16 protein-coding genes and 1 pseudogene are annotated in these 15465 nt (G+C 69.6%); 12 read left to right on the top strand and 5 right to left on the bottom strand.

The genetic code is table 11. The annotated features are described in order from the left end of the window. Positions 1-6 precede the first annotated feature (6 nt). Positions 7-684: pseudogene (locus tag ACFWY6_RS34655) on the top strand (ATP-binding cassette domain-containing protein); the annotation flags it as partial. A gap of 330 nt (positions 685-1014) precedes the next feature. Here the strand turns inward: ACFWY6_RS34655 and ACFWY6_RS34650 are convergent. Next, a complete protein-coding gene (locus tag ACFWY6_RS34650) occupies positions 1015-1632 on the bottom strand; it encodes a LuxR C-terminal-related transcriptional regulator (protein WP_384699119.1) in 618 nt (205 codons plus the stop codon). Between the two features lie 174 nt (positions 1633-1806). Beyond that, positions 1807-2442: a TetR family transcriptional regulator gene (locus ACFWY6_RS34645; RefSeq protein WP_384699114.1), complete on the bottom strand. Its 636-nt coding sequence runs from the start codon at positions 2440-2442 to the stop codon at positions 1807-1809. A gap of 232 nt (positions 2443-2674) precedes the next feature. On the opposite strand from ACFWY6_RS34645, the gene ACFWY6_RS34640 reads away from it, so the two are divergent. The 3 genes from ACFWY6_RS34640 to ACFWY6_RS34630 are packed head-to-tail and all read left to right on the top strand — an operon-like array spanning position 2675 to position 5921. After that, positions 2675-4078: a glycosyltransferase family 4 protein gene (locus ACFWY6_RS34640; RefSeq protein WP_384699111.1), complete on the top strand. Its 1404-nt coding sequence runs from the start codon at positions 2675-2677 to the stop codon at positions 4076-4078. Then, positions 4078-4833 (top strand): methyltransferase domain-containing protein, encoded by a 756-nt coding sequence (locus tag ACFWY6_RS34635; RefSeq protein ID WP_384699108.1) that lies wholly within the window; start codon positions 4078-4080, stop codon positions 4831-4833. The genes ACFWY6_RS34640 and ACFWY6_RS34635 overlap by 1 nt, the downstream gene beginning before the upstream one ends. Beyond that, positions 4830-5921, top strand: coding sequence for a prenyltransferase (locus tag ACFWY6_RS34630; RefSeq protein WP_384699105.1), 1092 nt, complete (start codon positions 4830-4832; stop codon positions 5919-5921). Before ACFWY6_RS34635 ends, ACFWY6_RS34630 begins: the two co-directional genes overlap by 4 nt. Here the strand turns inward: ACFWY6_RS34630 and ACFWY6_RS34625 are convergent. Then, complete coding sequence (locus tag ACFWY6_RS34625) at positions 5915-6208, bottom strand: hypothetical protein (protein WP_384699116.1); 294 nt, start codon at positions 6206-6208, stop codon at positions 5915-5917. The genes ACFWY6_RS34630 and ACFWY6_RS34625 overlap by 7 nt on opposite strands. Before the next feature lie 146 nt (positions 6209-6354). Here ACFWY6_RS34625 and ACFWY6_RS34620 point away from each other — a divergent pair, with 146 nt between their 5' ends. Beyond that, positions 6355-6900, top strand: a complete 546-nt coding sequence (locus ACFWY6_RS34620) for a hypothetical protein (RefSeq protein WP_384699102.1) — start codon at positions 6355-6357, stop codon at positions 6898-6900. 79 nt (positions 6901-6979) lie between these two features. On the opposite strand, the gene ACFWY6_RS34615 is transcribed toward ACFWY6_RS34620, so the two are convergent. After that, positions 6980-7624, bottom strand: a complete 645-nt coding sequence (locus ACFWY6_RS34615; RefSeq protein WP_384699099.1) for a CatB-related O-acetyltransferase — start codon at positions 7622-7624, stop codon at positions 6980-6982. A 144-nt stretch (positions 7625-7768) separates the two neighbouring features. Here ACFWY6_RS34615 and ACFWY6_RS34610 point away from each other — a divergent pair, with 144 nt between their 5' ends. Continuing rightward, a complete protein-coding gene (locus ACFWY6_RS34610; RefSeq protein ID WP_384699096.1) occupies positions 7769-8425 on the top strand; it encodes a class I SAM-dependent methyltransferase in 657 nt (218 codons plus the stop codon). Between the two features lie 49 nt (positions 8426-8474). On the opposite strand, the gene ACFWY6_RS34605 is transcribed toward ACFWY6_RS34610, so the two are convergent. After that, a complete protein-coding gene (locus tag ACFWY6_RS34605) occupies positions 8475-8636 on the bottom strand; it encodes a hypothetical protein (protein ID WP_384699093.1) in 162 nt (53 codons plus the stop codon). A gap of 448 nt (positions 8637-9084) precedes the next feature. Here ACFWY6_RS34605 and ACFWY6_RS34600 point away from each other — a divergent pair, with 448 nt between their 5' ends. The 6 genes from ACFWY6_RS34600 to ACFWY6_RS34575 all read left to right on the top strand — a co-directional run bounded on the left by ACFWY6_RS34600 (position 9085) and on the right by ACFWY6_RS34575 (position 14711). Continuing rightward, on the top strand, positions 9085-10089 hold the full coding sequence (locus ACFWY6_RS34600; RefSeq protein WP_384699090.1) for an N-acetylmuramoyl-L-alanine amidase: 1005 nt from the start codon (positions 9085-9087) through the stop codon (positions 10087-10089). A 203-nt stretch (positions 10090-10292) separates the two neighbouring features. Further along, the gene (locus tag ACFWY6_RS34595; RefSeq protein WP_384699088.1) at positions 10293-10832 is read left to right on the top strand and encodes a hypothetical protein; all 540 of its coding nucleotides are present in this window, start codon (positions 10293-10295) and stop codon (positions 10830-10832) included. 537 nt (positions 10833-11369) lie between these two features. Beyond that, positions 11370-12284 (top strand): DUF6247 family protein, encoded by a 915-nt coding sequence (locus ACFWY6_RS34590; protein WP_384699085.1) that lies wholly within the window; start codon positions 11370-11372, stop codon positions 12282-12284. Further along, positions 12281-12520: a hypothetical protein gene (locus tag ACFWY6_RS34585; RefSeq protein ID WP_384699082.1), complete on the top strand. Its 240-nt coding sequence runs from the start codon at positions 12281-12283 to the stop codon at positions 12518-12520. Before ACFWY6_RS34590 ends, ACFWY6_RS34585 begins: the two co-directional genes overlap by 4 nt. A 209-nt stretch (positions 12521-12729) precedes the next feature. Further along, complete coding sequence (locus ACFWY6_RS34580; RefSeq protein ID WP_384699080.1) at positions 12730-13584, top strand: hypothetical protein; 855 nt, start codon at positions 12730-12732, stop codon at positions 13582-13584. Positions 13585-13700: 116 nt separating this feature from the next. Continuing rightward, a complete protein-coding gene (locus ACFWY6_RS34575) occupies positions 13701-14711 on the top strand; it encodes an LLM class F420-dependent oxidoreductase (RefSeq protein WP_384699077.1) in 1011 nt (336 codons plus the stop codon). Positions 14712-15465: the final 754 nt, after the last annotated feature.

Here is a 15465-nt window from a genome sequence, read left to right as displayed (position 1 = left end):
GGCTCTGTGCCCGAGCCGGGCTCTGTGCCCGAGCCGGGCTCTGTGCCCGAGCCGGGCTCTGTGCCCGAGCCGGGCTCTGTGCCCGAGCCGGGCTCTGTGCCCGAGCCGGGCTCCGTGCCCGAGCCGGGCTCCGTGCCCGAGCCGGGCTCCGTGCCCGAGCCGGGCTCCGCGCCCGAGCCGGGCTCCGCGCCCGAGCCGGAATCCGCACCCACCCCCGGCCCCAAAGCCCCCGATTCCGCTCCCCCCAAGGCGCCGCCCGCCCTCCATCTGTCCCGCGTCACCTTCGCCTACGGCCCCCGCGCCGAGCCCGTCGTACGCGATCTGTCGCTCACCGTCCCCCGCGGCGGTCACCTGGCCGTCGTCGGGCCGAGCGGGATCGGGAAGTCGACGCTGGCGGGTCTGGTCGCCGGGCTGCTGACGCCGGGGGAGGGGATCGTCCGGGTGGACGGGAAGGCGGTGCTGGGGCAAGAGGCCGTTGCGCGGCGGGTGTTGATTCCGCAGGAGGCGTATGTCTTCAGTGGCTCGGTGCGGGAGAACCTGGCCTATCTGCGGGCGGGCGAAGTGCCGGACGGCGAGCTCGTGGCGGCCGCGCGAGCCGTCGGGGCCGATGTGCTCATCGAACGGCTCGGCGGGCTCGCGGCGCCGGTCGACCCTGCCACGCTTTCCGCGGGCGAGCGCCAGCTCATGGCGCTGACCCGCGCCCATCTCTCGTACGCACCGCTCGCCCTCCTCGACGAGGCCACCTGCCACCTCGACCCGGTGGCCGAGTCCCGCGCCGAACGCGCGTTCGCGGCCCGCCCCGGCGGCACCCTCGTCGTCATCGCCCACCGCATCAGCTCGGCCCGGCGCGCGGACCGGATCCTGGTGATGGACGGGCCGCGCACCCTGTGCGGCAGCCATGCGGAGCTCGTCGAACGGTCCGCGCTCTACCGCGATCTGGCCGGCAACTGGGGGCCCGCGAACGGGACTGACGGGACTGACGGGACTGACGGGACTGACGGGACTGACGGGACTTCAGACCCAGCCCTCCCCGCGCGAGATCCGGATCGCGTCGATCCTGTTGCGGGCCCCGGTCTTGCGGGTGATGGCGGCCATGTAGTTGCGCACCGTCCCGTTGGACAGATGCAGGCGGTGCGCTATCTCGGCGACGGGAGCGCCCCCGGCGGCGAGTGAGAGCACCATCAACTCCCGGTGGGTCAACGGCATCTGAGCGGCCTTCAGGAAGCCGTGACCCAGTGAATCGTCCACGTACCGGTGGCCGGCCGCCACCGCCCTGATCCCGGCCAGCAGCCGTTCGGGGCCGCTGCCCTTGTCGACGTAACCGAGGGCTCCGGCGTCCATGCTGCGGCGCAGCAGGCCAGGACGGTCTCCGCTGGCCAGCACGAGGATCGGGCAGCCCGGGTGGCCCGGGGCGCCGCTCACCGGCCGGCACAGTTCCTCGAGCGCGTCGGACGCGTACTCCGTCTCGCTGTCGGGGTCGACCACGCAGAGGTCGGGCCGCACCGCGCCCGTTCGCTCGCGGGCGTTGTTCCACGGCGTATGGAACACCTCCAGGTCCGGCTCCCGGGCGAGACGTTCCGCCAGGGCCGATCGCAGCAGACGGGCATCGTGCACGAGAAGTACCCGGATCACGTTCCGCCCCTCCAGCTCCGCCACGGTTCCGGCTGCTTCGTTCAGCACGTAAGCCATTCATAGTGGCGCCGAGGGTCCGCACGGACGCGGATATCTGGCCAAGCACGACCGGGAGAGGCGCGGGGGCGCAATTGCCAGGCGACAGTGCGCCCCCTGTGCCCCGTGCGCGGGGGTCTACGCCGTTTCCGGCGCCGTCAGATCGATGAGGCGGCACACCATCTCGATGTCGATCTTGACCTGGGCGATCGACGCCCGCCCGGAGAGCCAGGTGATCAGGGCGGAGTGCCAGGTGTGCTCGATGACCCGGACCGCCGAGAGCTGCTCGGGCGTCGGCGGCTCCGTCAGGCCCATCGCGTCCAGGATGATCGCCGTGGTCAGCCGCGAGACCGTGTCCACCTCGGGGCTCACCGAACGGTCGGCGAAGGTCAGCGCCCGCACCATCGCGTCCGCCAGATGCGGCTCGCGCTGCAGGGCGCGGAAGGCCCGCATCAGCGTCTCGGCGACCCGCTCGGCCGGGGTCTCGCCGGCGGGCGGGCGCTTACGGATCGTCCCGTGCATGTGCTGCAGCTGGTCCTGCATCGTCGCGACCAGGAGATGCACCTTGGAGGGGAAGTAGCGGTACAGCGTGCCGAGCGCGACGCTGGAGGACTCGGCGACCTCACGCATCTGCACCGCGTCGAAGCCGCCCCTGCTGGCGAGCTGGGCGCTGGCGTGCAGGATGCGGCGGCGGCGCGCCTCCTGCCGTTCGGTCAGGGGCGGCGACGCCGGATCAGCCGCCGTGACGTCCACTGCTCTGGCTTCCGCTGTCATATGTCCCGTTGTTCCGTCGTCCCGTTCCAGCGAGGTCGCCGGTCAGCATGGCAGGGCGCCCGCCGTGGCGCGAATCACCTGATCCGGGCCTTACAGCTCGGCTACCTGCCGGTAGATTCAGAGCTCGTCCAGCGATCATTCAACGATCATTCAGTGACCAAGTCTGAAACTTGTTCTAGATTACCGTCCCGGCGTAACCTCGCGGACAACTGCACGGAGAAGGGGGCCGAGAGTGACCGCTGAGGCCATGGAGGCGGGCCCCCGGACGGGGCCGGACGCCGAGGGTGACCGACCGTTGCGCATCGCTCTCCTCACGTATAAAGGGAACCCGTTCTGCGGGGGACAAGGCGTCTACGTACGCCATCTCTCACGCGAGCTCGCCCGCCTCGGCCACAGCGTCGAAGTGATCGGCGCGCAGCCCTATCCCGTCCTGGACGAGGGCGCGGGTCTCGAAGGCCTCAAGCTCACCGAGCTGCCGAGCCTCGACCTCTACCGCTCGCCCGATCCCTTCCGCACGCCGAAGCGCGACGAGTACCGCGACTGGGTCGACGCGCTCGAAGTGGCGACGATGTGGACCGGCGGCTTCCCCGAGCCCGCCACCTTCAGCCTGCGCGCCCGCCGCCATCTGCGCGCCAGGCGGGGCGAGTTCGACGTCGTACACGACAACCAGACGCTCGGCTACGGCCTGTTGGGTGACCTGGGCGCACCGCTCGTCTCGACGATCCACCACCCCATCACCGTGGACCGCCAGTTGGAGCTGGACGCGGCGCCCGACTGGAAGCGCCGGATGTCCGTCCGCCGCTGGTACGCGTTCACCCGCATGCAGAAGCGCGTGGCCCGCAGACTGCCCTCCGTGCTCACCGTCTCCGGCACCTCGCGCCAGGAGATCGTCGACCACCTCGGCGTACGCGACGACCGCATCAGCGTCGTCCACATCGGCGCCGACACGAACCTCTTCTCGCCCGACCCGTCCGTCCCCGAGGTGCCGGGCCGCATCGTGACGACGTCCAGCGCGGACGTCCCGCTCAAGGGCCTGATCTACCTCATCGAGGCGCTGGCCAAGGTCCGCACCGAGAACCCCGCGGCCCACCTCGTCGTCGTCGGCAAGCGCGCCGAGGACGGCCCGGTGGCCCAGGCGATCGAGCGGCACGGCCTGCAAGGCGCCGTCGAGTTCGTCAAGGGCATCACCGACGCCGAACTGGTCGACCTGGTCCGCTCGGCGCAGATCGCGTGCGTGCCTTCGCTGTACGAGGGCTTCTCGCTCCCCGCGGCGGAGGCGATGGCGACCGGTACGCCGCTGCTCGCGACGACCGGCGGCGCGATCCCGGAGGTCGCGGGCCGCGACGGCGAGACGTGTCTTGCCGTCCCGCCGGGCGACCCCGGCGCCCTGGCCGACGGCCTGACCCGGCTGCTCGGCGACCGCGAACTGCGCGTCCGCCTGGGCGCCGCGGGCCGCGAGCGGGTGCTCGCCAACTTCACCTGGGCCCGCGCCGCCCAGGGCACCGCAGAGCTGTACCGCGCGGCGATCGCCCTCCCCCACGCTCGAACTCGCTCGCGCGGGGGGACCCCCCTCGCGGGTTCGCCATCCGGCCGCCGCCCCGCGGCCACCCCGACATACTCCGGGAGCCATCGCTGATGCTGACCGTCGACTTCACCCGCTTCCCGCTCGCCGCGGGCGACCGCGTACTCGATCTGGGCTGCGGCGCGGGCCGGCACGCCTTCGAGTGCTACCGGCGCGGCGCCCAGGTGGTGGCACTCGACCAGAACGGCGAGGAGATCCGCGAGGTCGCCAAGTGGTTCGCCGCGATGAAGGAGGCGGGCGAGGCCCCGGCCGGCGCCACCGCGACGGCGATGGAGGGCGACGCGCTCAACCTCCCCTTCCCCGACGCCTCGTTCGACGTCGTGATCATCTCCGAGGTGATGGAGCACATCCCCGACGACAAGGGCGTACTGGCGGAGATGGTCCGGGTCCTGAAGCCCGGCGGCCGCATCGCCGTGACCGTCCCGCGCTACGGCCCCGAGAAGGTCTGCTGGGCCCTGTCGGACGCCTACCACGAGGTCGAGGGCGGGCACATCCGCATCTACAAGGCGGACGAACTGCTCGGCAGGATGCGCGAAGCGGGCCTCAAGCCGTACGGCACGCACCACGCGCACGCCCTGCACTCGCCGTACTGGTGGCTCAAGTGCGCGTTCGGCGTGGACAACGACAAGGCGCTGCCGGTGCGGGCGTACCACAAGCTCCTGGTCTGGGACATCATGAAGAAGCCCCTGGCCACGAAGGTGGCGGAGCAGCTGCTCAACCCGATCGTCGGCAAGAGCTTCGTGGCGTACGCGACCAAGCCGCACCTGCCGAAGACCGACGCGAAGACCGACGCGAAGACCGACGCGTGACGAGCCCGGAGCGGACGGAGCACCTCGTCCTGCCCGGAGTCCTGACGGCCGATCAGGCCACGCACACGGTACGCGGGATACTCGCCGTCCAGCGCGAGGACGGCGCGATCCCGTGGTTCCGCGGCCACCACCTGGACCCGTGGGACCACACCGAGGCCGCGATGGCGCTGGACGCGGCGGGCGAGCACGCGGCGGCGGCCCGCGCCTACGAGTGGCTGGCCCGGCACCAGAACCCGGACGGCTCCTGGTACGCGGCATACGCCGACGGCGACCCGCACGACGTGACGGACCGTGGCCGCGAGACGAACTTCTGCGCGTACCTGTCGGTCGGCGTCTGGCACCACTACCTCTCCACCGGTGACGACACGTTCCTGGACCGCATGTGGCCCGCGGTGATGGCGTCGGTGGAGTTCGTCCTGGCTCTTCAACAACCCGGCGGCGAGATCGGCTGGAAGCGCGAGCCCGACGGCACCCCGGTGAACGAGGCGCTCCTGACCGGCAGTTCATCGATCCACCAGGCGCTGCGCTGCGCCCTGGCGATCGCGGACCAACGCGAAGAACCCCAACCGGACTGGGAGTTGGCCACGGGCTCACTCGCCCACGCGATCCGCAGCCACCCCGAGCGGTTCCTGGACAAGGACCGCTACTCGATGGACTGGTACTACCCGATCCTGGGCGGTGCACTGACCGGCGAGCAGGCCAAGTCCCGCATGGAGTCGGACTGGAACCGTTTCGTCGTCCCCGGCCTCGGCGTGCGCTGCGTCGTCCCCAACAACTGGGTGACGGGCGGCGAGAGCGCCGAACTGGCCCTCTCCCTCTGGGTATTGGGCGAGTCGGACCGCGCCCTGGAGATCCTGCAGTCCATCCAGCACCTGCGCGACCCGGAGTCCGGCCTCTACTGGACGGGCTACGTCTTCGACGACAAGGCGATCTGGCCCCGCGAGCTGACGTCATGGACGGCGGGCTCGATCCTGCTCGCCGTGGCGGCGCTGGGCGGCGACGAGGCCACCTGCGCGGTGTTCTCGGGCGACCGACTGCCGGTGGGCCTCGCCCCGGAGTGCTGCGGGGCTCCGGCCGGGGGTCAGTAGCGGCGCAGGCGCCCCGCGATGGCGTGGCCCACGAAGACGTACACGACGGCTGCGAGCCCGTAACCGGCGACGACCCTCGCCCAGGCGTCATCGAACGTGAACAGGTCATGTGACCAGCCCGCGAGCCAGCGCGCCACGTCATGCACGAATTGGACGAGGTCGTTGGCGCGGTTGGCGTCGAGCAGGTACATCAGGATCCAGAGCCCGAGGACGACGCCCATCACGTCGGCGACGACGGCGATGATCTTCGCTGCTTGGCCGGTGGCTTGGGCGCGCCGGCCTGACATGTGTCGGGTGGACATGGGGGACGGGTACCGGGCGCGGCCCGCTTGAAACACGGTCTGCTTGAAACCCGTACGGGCCCGCTCGGGTGGCGGCCCCCGCCGGCGGAGGTGAGGCTACCGGGAGAGCCGTCGCCCCTGGGAGGTCTCCCGTGTCTCCGTCCGCCTCCGTACGCCGGTCCCTCGTCGCGCCCGTCCTGTGCTGCACGCTCCTCGCGGGCGGCACGGCCTGCGGCGGTGACGACGGCGACGCGTCGGCGACGCCGTCCGGCACGAGTTCGGCGGAGCGGCAGAAGTTCGCGAAGACGCGGTTCGTCGCCAACGCGGGGATCGCGGCCGGGGCGACGTACCAGTGGATCGTGAAGCCGTATCGCGCGGGCAAGTTCAAGAGCGGCGCGGACGGCAGGAAGGTCGCCCTGGTCAAGGCGGGCCTGGCCGGGACCCTCGCCTACAACCGCCTGAAGGCGGCGACGAAGAACGCGCAGGGTGACCCGACGCTGGCGCGTGCGGTGGCACCCCTGACGGCGGGCATCGAGGCCCTGAAGGGCCTCCCGTCGAAGCTCCGCAAGGGCGACTCGACGGACGCGGTGGTCAGCTCCTTCGACGAGGTCATCAACTCCGTGAAGGACGCGGGGAAGAGCGCCGGTGCCGAGGTCACCAACCGGGTGCCTTCGGCGGGGGAGCTGGCGAAGGGCTGAAAACAAGAGCGCTCATCTCGCGCCGCGGCTCATCTCGCGCCGCGGCTCATCTCGCGCCGCGACTCATCCCGCGCCGCGACTAATCCCGCGGCGCGGCCTTCTCCAGATCATCGATCGTGCCGGACATGACGGTCCGGACATGCTCCGTGAGGTGCTCCGCGGGCCAGTCCCACCACGCCACCGCGAGCAGCCGCTCCACCTCCGACTCGCTGTATCGCGTACGAATCAGCTTGGCGGGATTGCCCCCGACCACCCCGTAGTCAGGAACGTCGTCCACCACCACGGACCCGGAAGCGATCACCGCCCCGTGCCCGATGCGCACGCCGGGCATCACCATCACGTCGTACCCGAACCAGACGTCATGGCCGACGACGGTGTCACCCCGCCCCGGCAGCCCGCTGATCAGATCGAAGTGCTCGGACCAGGCGCCGCCCATGATGGGGAAGGGGAAGGTCGAAGGCCCGTCCATCCGGTGGTTCGCCCCGTTCATGATGAAGCGCACCCCCGTCCCGAACGCACAGAACTTTCCGATGCGGAGCTTCTCCGGCCCGTAGTGATAGAGCACGTTGCGCGTCTCGAACTCGGTGGCGTGCTCCGGGTCGTCGTAATAGGAGAACTCGCCGACCTCGATCAGTTCCGACGTCACCAGCGGCTTCAGAAGCACGACACGAGGCTGGTCCGGGAACGGGTGCAGCACCGTCGGATCGGCCGGTACGAGATTCATGGGTGCGCTGCCTTCCGCTCCTGGTGAACGGCCCCGCCTCCCTGAACGGCCGGGCCATGCGGCAGCATAGGGCGGCCCCCAGAGGAACCCCACCGTATTTTCGATCTTCACGACCTGACGACCCTTACGACCGGGAGGAACCCCATGGCCGCCGCCGCGCAGCCCAAGCCGGAGATTCTCGCCGCCTTCGAGGCGGCCAAGGGCTTCATGCCGGCCGACGAGGGCCTCGCCCTGTACGCGGCGGCGACCGAGGCCGCGGCGCTCGGCCTTCCGCTCCTGGAGGTCGGCACGTACTGCGGCCGCTCCACGATCCTGCTCGCGGACGCCGCACGCGAGGCGGGCGTCACGGCGATCACGGTCGACCACCACCGCGGCAGCGAGGAACAGCAGCCGGGCTGGGAGTACCACGACCCGGAGACGGTCGACCCCGAGGTCGGGCAGATGGACACGCTCCCGACCTTCCGCCGCACGCTGCACCACGCGGGCCTGGAGGAGCACGTGATCGCGATCGTGGGGCGCTCGCCGCAGGTGGCGAAGGCGTGGGGCGGGCCGCTCGGCCTGGTCTTCATCGACGGCGGCCACACGGACGAGCACGCCACGGCCGACTACGAGGGATGGGCGCCGCACGTCGCGCAGGGCGGCCTCCTCCTGATCCACGACGTCTTCCCGGACCCGGTGGACATCATGACCGGCCAGGCTCCGTACCGCGTCTACCTCAGGGCACTGGAGTCCGGCGCGTTCACCGAGGTCTCGGCGACGGACTCGCTGCGCGTCCTGCGGCGAACGGGAGCGGGGATCTGACCCCACCGGGTCTACGCAGCGCCGTAGAGGTCCTTGCCGACGCTGAGGATCACACCGCCGACGGGACCTCGGCGGTGTAGTGCTTCGGGGAGTCGTACTCGCTCTCGACCCCGTCATCTCCCGTGACCGCGGTCGACTCCAGGAGCGCCGCGTCGCCCACGCCCTCCGGCCGCTCGACCTCGTTGTGGTCCACGGCGATGCCCGCCTCCATGTCGTGGGTGACTTCCGCGCCCGGTACGTCCCAAGTTCCCGCATGTACCCATCGAACGGCTCTCCGCCTCCCTCCGGCTCGCATGCGTCCCAGTCCAAGCCCCGGAGGCCCGGTTCCGTATTGAAGTCCCCCTGATTACAGAGTCCTGAAGGTGACGTCGACCAGCACCAAGGCCTGCATCAATACAAGAGCATTGCGGGCTCCGGCTATGTGGTGGACGGCACGATCCGGCCCGGTGGGTACAGCAGTGACGCCGGCAGGGACTTCGGGGGCTATGGGGTCGTCTGCATGGGTGGTGTGAACCCCAACACGTAGTACGGGCGCGGGCGCAGGTTCGGATCAAGGCCCCGGTCCGGTGTTTGCGTCACCGGTTCGGGGCCGCCCTGCGGAACTGGCGGAGAGTCCGGGGACCCTGCGGAGCACGTGAACGGCCCGTAAGGTGGCTGTCGTGTCGTACGTAGGTCCGGACAGTCATCCCCCACGCCCGCCCCGCCGTTTCAGCGGCGGCCCGCTCACCGTGACGCTCGCCGCGCTGGTGCCGACATGCCTTGCGGGGTGGCTCATTTACGAGGCCACGAGCGGCCCCGGCGGCAGCGAGCCGCCCAGAACCCTCCCCGCGTCGAGCCAGTCGGCGCAGGGGTCGTCCTCCACCGAGCCCTCCCCGTCAACGTCCGAGAAGGACGGCAAGGGTGACAAGGACGACGGCAAGGACGGCGGCGACCCGAGCACCTCAAAGCCGGCGAAGCCGTCCAAGACGAGCGGCCGTCCCGCGGCTTCCGGCCCCCTCAAGGGCAAGGTCGTCGTGATCGACCCCGGCCACAACCCGGGCAACGTCAAGCACACGGCGGAGATCAACCGCCTGGTGAACATCGGGACGAACCGCAAGGAATGCGACACCACGGGCACGTCGACCAACAACGGCTACACCGAGGCCCAGTTCACCCTCGACGTCTCGCACCGCCTGCGCACCCTCCTCGAGAAGCAGGGCGCCACGGTCAAGTTCACCCAGGATGCCGACCGCCCCTGGGGCCCCTGTGTCGACGAGCGAGCCCGCATCGGCAACGAGGCCCACGCGGACGCCGTCGTCTCCGTCCACGCCGACGGCTCGGCGGCGGGCAACCGCGGCTTCCATGTGATCCTTCCCGCATCGGTGAAGTCGGGCGCCGCGGACACCACAGCGATCGTCGCCCCCTCCCGCGACCTGGGCGAACGCATCGCGGGCAAGTTCGTGAGCGCGACGGGCAGCGCCCCCTCCAACTACATCGGCGACGGCACGGGACTCGACGTACGCAAGGATCTGGGCGGCCTCAACCTGTCAACCGTTCCCAAGGTGTTCATCGAGTGCGGCAATATGCGGGACGCCAAGGACGAGGCACTGCTGACCAGTGGCGCGTGGCGGCAGAAGGCGGCGCAGGGCATCTCGGACGGCATCACAGCCTTCCTGAACTCGTAGCGACCAGCGAACCAGGCACGCCATAGGCGCACTGCGACCGACTCGCCCCTGCCCATCCATTCCCCAGCGTCCACATCCGTCGGCGGCCACCAAATGACATGCTCAGATCCGCCTCAACTTCAATGCTGGCACATACACGCATGTGATTGACTCCTCTCGACCGAAGGTGATTGAAGCCCGACGAACCGGGTGTAGGGGGATGCGTGAAGACCCAGATCATTCAGCGAGGTGGCGTCATGCTCGCCGCCATGACCGCGTGCCTCGCAGGCGCGAGCAGCACAGCGAACGCAGTGCCCGATGCGCCAGTTGGCCACAGCCGCGCCGCAGAGGTTCAGGCAGCTGGATTGAGCTACAGCTACTGGTACAGGCCGAAGCACGTCAAGTCCATCGGTGGAAAATGCGGCAAGAAAGTGATAGCGGAGGCATCCGGCCGAGGGCCAATGACCCTGCGCATAGATGAGACCAGGTCTCTGAGCAGCACCTTCTCCAAGAGTCTCAGCATCAACTACAAGGCCCTTACCGCGGCGGTCGGTTGGGATGTTACGAAGTCCCGCAGCATCACAGTGAGCGGATCCAAGGAAGTCCCCCGAGGCAAGTACGGCGTCCTCAAGGCCTACACGAGGTACTCAGGGAAGATGTTCGACGTGTACAACGTCTACAACCCGTACAAGCACAAGCTCGTCGCCAAGAACAAGAAGGCCTACAAGCCGATCGGGGTCTGCTACAAGTTCACAAAGAGCTGATTCGGTCGCAGGCTCCACAAACACCTGCGCTCGCTCAGCCACACGAAGCGACCCATCTAGACCTCCTGATGGGTCGCTTCGCCCCTTAGCCTCGACCGTTTATGAGTCTCCGTCAGCCTACGAACCTCTTGGCTAATCTCGTTGAGTGGGTCCTTCTACTTCGCCCTGTTGGTCGCTTGATCGGCGGGGCGAAGTGCTGCGATAAAGCTCCCCTTTGATCGACCCCGGAATGAGGCGCGGGGATCCGGCGAAGTGATCCCTGATGTCTCTGTGGCCGCTGACGCCGTGCGGAAGGCTGGACTGGAAGTACTGCCTGTCGCTGGAGCTGACTGATGCCGGGGTCAATGCCTTGGTGCTGAGCGAGTTCCGCAGCTGGCTTGTCACGGGGGCCGCATCAGTTGCTTGGCCCGGGCGGGAAGCAGCGCGCGGACGCCACCCACGTCCTGGCCGCCGTCCGTCTCCTAAACCCGTCTGGAACTAGCCGTTGAGACGATGCGGGCCGCCCTGGAATCCCTGGTGGTCACGGCATAGGCCTGGTTGGTCGCCAATGCCCCCGCCGCCTGGTGGGAGCGGTATGCGCAGCGCGCCAGCGACTACCGCCTGCTGGACGCGGTCTACGCCGATCGCGCGCCCGGCTGGCTCCGGGAGGCTCCCGCCCTGCGGGTGCTGCGGCAGGTATGGGTGCAGCAGTGCCAGCGCCAGGACCGTGACAAGACCACCTGGCGGGATACTCCTGAGCTGCCGCCCGGTTCGGCGTCGATCGGTAGTCCCTACGACACCAACGCCGGCTACAGCATCAAACGCGGGATGGCATGGCGCGGCTACAAAGCCCCCTCACCGGGGTCTGCGACACCGACCGGTTCACCTGCCCCAACGGCAAGCAGGCCGCTACTGGCGGCAGACCGCGAGCCGGGACGGACTGCCCATCGTCCAGACGACGTTCCGCCTGCCGGACTGCACCCCGTGTCCAAGCCGGGTCAGATCCCGGTGATCGTTTCTCCAGGGACGGTCACAGTCGTTCAGGCGAGGCGCAAGGCTCCCCTTCCTCCTGTGGCCCGCATGCGCCGCCCCGTACGGTGGACTTCCCTCTCTCCGATTCCCCACCACCTGCCGGAGGCCCGCGCCATGGTCCACGAAGTCGACCCGCACGCCTGCGAGAGAACTCCAGAAGCCATGCGCGCTGCGCTCCAGCGGCGACCCGACTGGCTGCAAGGGTTCGAGCAGGACTGGCTCAGCGCGGCAGCGGACTTCGATCACACGGCGCTGGACGGCGTACTCGACAAGTGGTTTCCCTTCGCCTGCGCCTGCGCCACGCCTGGCTATCTGGATGAGGTGGAGCACGCCGTCAAACGCATGACGGAAGGCGACACCGACGGGTTGGTCTTCCGCGACGCGGAGGGCAACACCTACGACGCTGACAACAACCCGGTCGACGCGGGGAGGCACGGGTGAGCTCCTACTCGATCAGGTACGCGGACCGGGCAGTGCAACGCAAGGCGGGGCTGGCCGCGTCACAGCGCGCGTCACTGGAAGACTTAGAGAAGCGGCTCATCCTCAATCCATTCGGTCCGCCTGCGATGAGCAACCGGGACAACAGCTGGTCGGCCGCGTTCAAGGGGGGCTTCATCACCTACGTCGTATCCAACCGCCACGTGGTCATCAACGTCATCGATCTGGTGGCGCTCTGAGCCTGGCGCGACAGAGAGCCACGTCACAGCGAGGCAACTGAAAGATCTTCATCTCGTGAAGGTCTTTATCCCGAGCAGACACCCCGCCCATCCAGACGATATTGTCGTCCGTACGATGAGGGGCCACCCCCGCGCTTCGCGCAACGCGACACGACCGCGACGACGACAGCGACGCCTCCACTGACGAGACGACTGACGAAGGACCTGAAGTGAATTTCCGCTCCCTCACTCGAGGCGACGGCGTGGTGATCGGAGCAGCGGTGTTGCTCTTTATTGCCTCGTTCCTCGACACGCTTGACGCCGACGGCGGCGACAGCGACAAGCTTCCCAACGCCTGGGAGAACGGCAACCTGCTGCTGAGCGTGTACCTGCTCGGCCTCATTGCTGCCGCCCTCATCGTCGTGGGCCGTGCGCTGCCGCAGCCGCGCAAGGTCGCAGGCCTCGACCTCGGCCAGCTTGGCGTCGCCTTCGCCATCGCTGCCGCCTGGAGCTCGATCGGCGCCATCTTCGACGCCGACCAGTCCTACGGCTTCTTCTTCGAGAGCAGCCTGGGCGGCGGCAGCGGCGGGCCCGACGCCGGCATCGGCCTCATTCTCGGCCTGATCGCCGCCCTGGTTCTTGCCGCCGCGGCGGTCGCGACCGCCCTGGTTCCGGCCCTGAAGGCCCCGCTCATGGGCGCCCCGCGACCCGCCGCCCCCCAGCCCTACGGCGGCCAGCCGCAGGGTGGTTACGGGTACCCCGGTGCTCAGGGCCAGCCGCAGCAGGGTCAGCCGTACGGCGCCCAGCCGCAGCAGGGGCAGCAGCCCTACGGTGCGCAGCCGGCTCAGCAGCAGACGCCGCCGCCCGCCCAGGCGCAGGCCGCCGGCGACTTCTCGCCGTTCTGGTTCGCCGTTCCGGCCCCGCGTCCGCTGTACGCGGAGGACGGCTCGCCGACCCCGATCGCCGAACTGGCGCCCGGTACCTGGTACTTGGCCGTCGAGCAGCGCGGCCCCGGCCTGGTGGCCCAGACGCAGGACGGCCGTCGTGGCGTCCTGCAGGACATCACCGGGATCCAGCGCGGCTGATCCACGCAAGTCGCAGTGCGACGGCCCCTCGCCCTTCCGGGCGGGGGGCCGTTGTCGTACAGTCGCCCCGCCAGTGAAGAACTGACGGTCCGTCAGTCAATCTGAAGGGATCGGGCATGCGTCTGGGACTCGCACTCGGCTACTGGGGGCGCGGCCCCGACCCCGACCACGTCGCACTCGCCCAGGAGGCCGAGCGGCTCGGCTACGACTCCGTGTGGACCGCCGAGGCCTGGGGGTCGGACGCGTTCACGCCGCTGACGTGGATCGCGGCGCAGACATCAACGATCAAGCTGGGTACGGCGGTTGCGCAGATGGCGGCGCGGTCGCCGGTCACGACCGCGATGCACGCGCTGACCCTCGACCACCTCTCCGGCGGCCGGATGATGCTCGGGCTCGGGCTCTCCGGGCCGCAGGTGGTGGAGGGCTGGTACGGCCGTCCGTTCCCGAAGTCGCCGCTGACGGCGACGCGGGAGTACGTGGATGTCATCCGCCAAGTCCTGCGGCGGGAAGGGCCGGTGGCCCTGGACGGCCGCTTCCACGCGCACCCCTACCAGGGGGAGGACGGGACGGGCCTCGGCAAACCCCTGAAGCCGATCACGCATCCCCTGCGGGCCGATCTGCCGGTGCTCCTGGGAGCGGAGGGGCCGAAGAACATCGCCCAGACGGCGCGGATCGCGGATGGGTGGCTGCCGCTGTACTGGTCGCCGATGCGTACGGATGTGTACGAGGCGTCGCTGGCGGGGGCTCGGGAGGGCTTCATGGTCGCGCCGATGGCCCGGGCGAAAGTGTGCGACGACGTGGCGGAAGGCCTGCTGCCGGTGAAGGCGATGCTCGGCTTCTACATCGGGGGGATGGGGCCCTCGGCGCGGAACTTCCATGCGGAGCTGATGGCACGGATGGGATTCGAGGAGGAGGCCCGGCGGATCCAGGAACTGTTTCTGGCGGGGCGCCGGGAGGAGGCGGTGCTTGCCGTGCCGGATGCGTTCGCCGATGAGATTTCGCTGGTGGGGCCGCGGGAGCGGATCGCTGAGCGGCTGGCGCTGTGGCGGAAGGGGCCGGTGACGGATCTCCTTGTCCTGGCGCCGGACCGGCATACGTTGCGGGTGCTGGCGGAGCTGAACGGCTAGGGGGTGGCGGAAGCTTTGCCGCACCGGTGGTTGATTGGCGCCGGGGCCGCCCGGTTGTCCCGAGGTTGGCGGTTCCGGGCCGGGTGTAAAGGGCGCTCCGCTGCGCTACGCGTCGGCTGCGCCGATTCCGCTTCGCTCCACCCTTGACACCCACCCCTCCACCGCACGATGGAGATGACCGGGCGGCCCTGGAAGCGGGGCTCACGGGGACGGATCCTTGGGGCGTCCGGCTTCGCTGCCGGGTGCGGACTAGTTCGTAGCAGGCGCCGTGGGGTGGAGGGGTGCGCGGCCTGTCCGGGGATCGGTGCCGGTCTCGTCAAGCGTCTGCCGATCGGATCTTCCGGGGTGACCGTCACGCATCACAGGCTGGGGGGGTGGGGGACCTACTTTGGAAAAGTAGTGTTCTGGCACAAGGGGGGCGCGCGGCACTACGAAACGCAACTTTGCCGAAGTAGGTTCCCCACACCCCCTCTCTCGCCCTTCTCCCGGCCAGGGCCGGAAGATCCGGTCGCCAGACGCTTGACGAAACCGGCCACCCATCCCCGAACCGACCGCGCACCCCTCCCACCCCTCCAGCGGGCCGCGCTGCTACGAACCAGTCCGCACCTGGCAGGAAACCCGCACGCCCCGCCGGATGGTCCCCGTGAGCCCCGCTTCGTGGCCGCCCGGTCGTCTTCCTTCTCGCGGTGGAGGGACGGGTGTCAAGGGTGGAGCGAAGCGGAATCGGCGCAGCCGACGCGACGAAGGAGCGCCC

It is taken from the genome of Streptomyces sp. NPDC059037, from assembly GCF_042740015.1.
Lineage (GTDB): Bacteria > Actinomycetota > Actinomycetes > Streptomycetales > Streptomycetaceae > Streptomyces.
The sequence above is the reverse complement of the archived record's forward strand: the minus strand, read 5'-3'. Positions and strand labels throughout refer to the sequence as shown.